General features: G+C 76.2%; 4 protein-coding genes. 2 read left to right on the forward strand and 2 right to left on the reverse strand.

Annotation, left to right across the window (positions count from 1 at the left end):
• Positions 1 to 73: 73 nt before the first annotated feature.
• Complete coding sequence (locus tag ABZ641_RS29590; protein WP_344625050.1) at positions 74 to 1,255, reverse strand: glycosyltransferase; 1,182 nt, start codon at positions 1,253 to 1,255, stop codon at positions 74 to 76.
• 71 nt (positions 1,256 to 1,326) lie between these two features.
• Here ABZ641_RS29590 and ABZ641_RS29595 point away from each other — a divergent pair, with 71 nt between their 5' ends.
• Entirely contained in the window at positions 1,327 to 2,106 is a 780-nt protein-coding gene (locus ABZ641_RS29595; protein WP_359986673.1) for an aspartate/glutamate racemase family protein, read from the forward strand.
• Positions 2,107 to 2,162: 56 nt separating this feature from the next.
• Entirely contained in the window at positions 2,163 to 2,891 is a 729-nt protein-coding gene (locus ABZ641_RS29600; protein WP_359986675.1) for a tyrosine-protein phosphatase, read from the forward strand.
• Between the two features lie 106 nt (positions 2,892 to 2,997).
• Here ABZ641_RS29600 and ABZ641_RS29605 read toward each other — a convergent pair.
• Positions 2,998 to 3,528 (reverse strand): polysaccharide deacetylase family protein (locus ABZ641_RS29605; protein WP_359986678.1); only part of this gene is annotated, 531 nt, incomplete at its 5' end.

Below are 3,528 nucleotides of genomic sequence, written 5' to 3' on the forward strand. Positions count from 1 at the left end.
GTGGAAAGGCACCTGGTCAGTGTCTTTCCACTGCGCGCAGCTCTCCGCGCCCCTCTTTCGGGTGTGCCGCTCCTCAATTGCGCAGTTCCCCGCGCCCCTGTCCGTCGCCGCCCTGACTGTCGTAGGTGCGCCCCTTCCAGGCCGCGCCTCGGCCGCGCCAGTGCTGGACCGCCGAGTCCACCGTCATCAGCAGGTAGAGGCCCGCGGTGAACGGCAGCAGCAGCGCCTCCCCCCACGGCCGCCCGTAGTACCGCTCCATCGGGACGAAGGTCCCCGTCATCACCGCCCAGGCGGCCCCGCCGAGCGCCGCGACCGCCGCGGATCCCGCCGCCGCCCCGGCGACCACCGCGGCGACCGGCACCAGGTAGACCAGGGCCAGACCGAGGACCGTCCCGGCGAGCAGCAGCGGCGAGTGCCGCAGCTGGGCGTAGGCACTGCGGGACACCATCCGCCACAGTTCCGCCAGCCGCGGGTAGGGCCGCACGCTGTCGACCTGCTCGGCCAGCCCGAGCCAGGTCCGGCCGCCGGTCCGCTTGACGGCGCGGGCGAGGTTGACGTCGTCGATGACGGCCCCGCGGATCGCCGCCACTCCGCCCGCCCGTTCCAGTGCCTCCCGCCGGACGAGCGTGCAGCCGCCGGCCGCGGCCGCGGTCCGGGAGCCGGGCCGGTTGCTCCACCGGAACGGGTACAGCTGGGCGAAGAAGTACACGAACGCGGGCACGATCAGCCGCTCCCAGCGGGTCTCGACCCGCAGCCGGGCCATCTGCGACACCAGGTCGAGGCCGTTCGCCCCGGCGGCGGCGACGAGGTCGGCGAGCAGGGTCGGGCCGTGGGCGATGTCGGCGTCGGTGAGCAGCAGGTAGTCGGTGTCGCCGGCGAGTTCGACGCCGTGCCGCAGGGCCCACAGCTTGCCCGTCCAGCCGGTCGGCAGCGGGGGAGGGACGGTCACCTCCAGCGGCAGTCCGCCGCCCTCGCCGAGGCGGGCGGCGAGCGCCCCGGTGCCGTCCGAACTGTGGTCGTCGACCAGGATCACCCGGGCGGCGCCGGGGTACTTCTGGGCGAGCAGGCCGGGCAGCGAGTCCGGCAGTACGGCGGCCTCGTCCCGGGCGGGGACGACCACGGCCACCGACGGCCAGCGGCGGGGTGCGGACCGGGGCGGCAGCCGCTGGTCGGTGCGCCAGAACATGCCGTGGCAGCAGGCGAGCCACAGCCAGATCGCCAGGGACAGCGCGGACACCCACAGCAGCACGGTCACTCCGGCAGTCTGCCGCACGGGGTCCGTCCGCAGCGGTACCGGTGCGGAGCCGTTCGGTAGAGTCGTGCCCTGTGAAGATCGCACTGGTGGACTCCGGAATCGGACTGCTCGCGGCCGCCGCCGCCCTGCGCGCGCTGCGCCCCGACGTGGACCTGGTGCTGTCCTCCGATCCCGACGGCATGCCGTGGGGCCCGCGCACCCCGGAGGACATCGCCGAGCACGCCCTGGCCTGTGCCCTGGCCGCCGCGGCCTTCGAACCGCACGCGCTGATCGTCGCCTGCAACACCGCCTCGGTGCACGCGCTCGCCCGGCTGCGGGCCGAGCTGGAGCCGGGGCTCCCGGTGATCGGCACCGTCCCGGCGATCAAGCCGGCCGCGGCGGCGGGCGGCCGGGTCGCGATCTGGGCCACCCCGGCCACCACCGGCAGTGCCTACCAGCGCGGGCTGATCGCCGAGTTCGGCGGCGGCGCCGAGGTCACCGAGGTGGCCTGCCCGGGGCTGGCGGACGCCGTGGAGCGCGGCGACCGGGCCGCCGTGGCGGCCGCCGTCGCGGACGCCGCGGGCCGCACCCCCGCCGGCACCACCGAGGTCGTCCTCGGCTGCACCCACTACGAACTGGTCAGGGACGAGATCACCGCGGCCCTCGCCGGCATCGCCGCCCCCGGTATGCGGTTCCACGGTTCCGCGGACGCGGTGGCCGCCCAGGCGCTGCGCCGCCTCGACGGCCGGGAGCCCGCCCCGGGCTCGGGCACCCTGACGGTGCTGCACAGCGGCCGCCCGTCCGCGCTCGCCGAGGCCGCGGCCCGCTACCCCGAGGGCCGGCTGATCTCCGGCGGCGTGCCCGCCCGCTGACCACCGGATCCGGCCGTTCCGGCCCGCCGTGACGGGCCGGTTCGTAGGGTGACGGCATGACCGACACGATCGTGTTCGACCGGCTGTGCAACTTCCGCGACCTCGGCGGCCACCGGACGGCCGACGGCCGCACCCTCCGGCCGGGCCTGCTCTTCCGCTCCGACTCGCTCGGCAAGCTGGACGGCCCGGACCTGGCCCGCCTGGAGGCCCTGGGCGTCCGTACGGTGATCGACCTGCGCTACCCGTGGGAGATCGCCCAGACCGCCCGCGTCCCGGAACTCCCCGGGCTGGCCTTCCACAACCTGTCGATCGAGCACCGCCCGTACGACCAGGCCGCACTCGGCCCCGAGGTCGACCCGGCCGTCTACCTGGCCGAGCGCTACGCCGAGGTCGCCGAGGACGGTGCGGACGAGCTGGCGCAGGTGCTCCGGGTGATCGCGGAGGCCGACGCGCCGCTGGTCTTCCACTGCTACTCGGGCAAGGACCGGACGGGCATCGTCGCGGCCCTGGTGCTGACCCTGCTGGGGGTGCCGGAGGAGGACGTCCTCACCGACTTCGCCCGGACCGAGGACGCCACGGCCCGGCTGGTCGCCGAATGGCACACCCGCCACCCGGACCTCACCCTCGTCTGGCCCGGCTACGGCCGCGCCCCCGCCGAGATCATGCGCCGCTTCCTGGCCGGCCTCGCCGACCGCTACGGCTCCGTCCCCGACTACGCCGCCACCCGCCTGAACGCCGACCCCGCCCTCGTCACCGCCCTCCGCACCCGCCTGCTCACGGATTGACGGGTGTGGAACCGGGGGCGCGGGGCACTGCGCGATTCAAGGTCGGCGCACCCGGCACATGCGGCCCACCCCGAAGTGCGCATCCCCCCGCGCCCCCGGCCGCTCCTCACACAGCCGCGCCGCGCAGCCGCTGCACCGCCGGCTCCAGCCCCGACAGGATGGTGTCGAAGCGGCGCGTCCCGGTCGTGGAGTCCACCTGCAGCCGGCTGATCCGCAGCGGGTGGGCGGGCAGCCGGGGCCCGAGCCGGTGGTCGGAGAGGAAGCCGAGCCGGTAGCCCAGCCGCCGCAGGACCGCGTCGGCGCGCGGGTCGTACCCGCCGTCGGGGTAGGCGAAGGCCGTGGGCGCCTCGCCGAGCCACTGGCTGAGCGCCAGGTGGGCGCCGGTGATCTCGGTGTGCACGGTGGAGTCGTCGCAGCGGCCGAGCGAGGGGTGTCCGAGGGTGTGGTTGCCGATCGCGACGTCGGCGTCCCGCAGGGCCCGCAGGTCCTCGGGCCGGAGCTGCTCCTGCCGGGGCGGCCGCCGGTCGGCGCTGACCCGCAGCTCCTGTAGGCAGCGGCGGCGGTCCGGGTCGGGCAGCTCGCGCAGGCGGGCGAGGAGCCGCCCGGGCGGGCCGCCGGGCAGCAGGCGGGCCCGGCC

This window comes from Kitasatospora sp. NPDC007106 (assembly GCF_040634455.1).
Lineage (GTDB): Bacteria > Actinomycetota > Actinomycetes > Streptomycetales > Streptomycetaceae > Kitasatospora > Kitasatospora arboriphila.

Excerpts from the sequence above, each read along its gene's own strand:
- ABZ641_RS29600 (WP_359986675.1), top strand. The coding sequence starts at position 2,163 with ATGACCGACACGATCGTGTTCGACCGGCTGTGCAACTTCCGCGACCTC.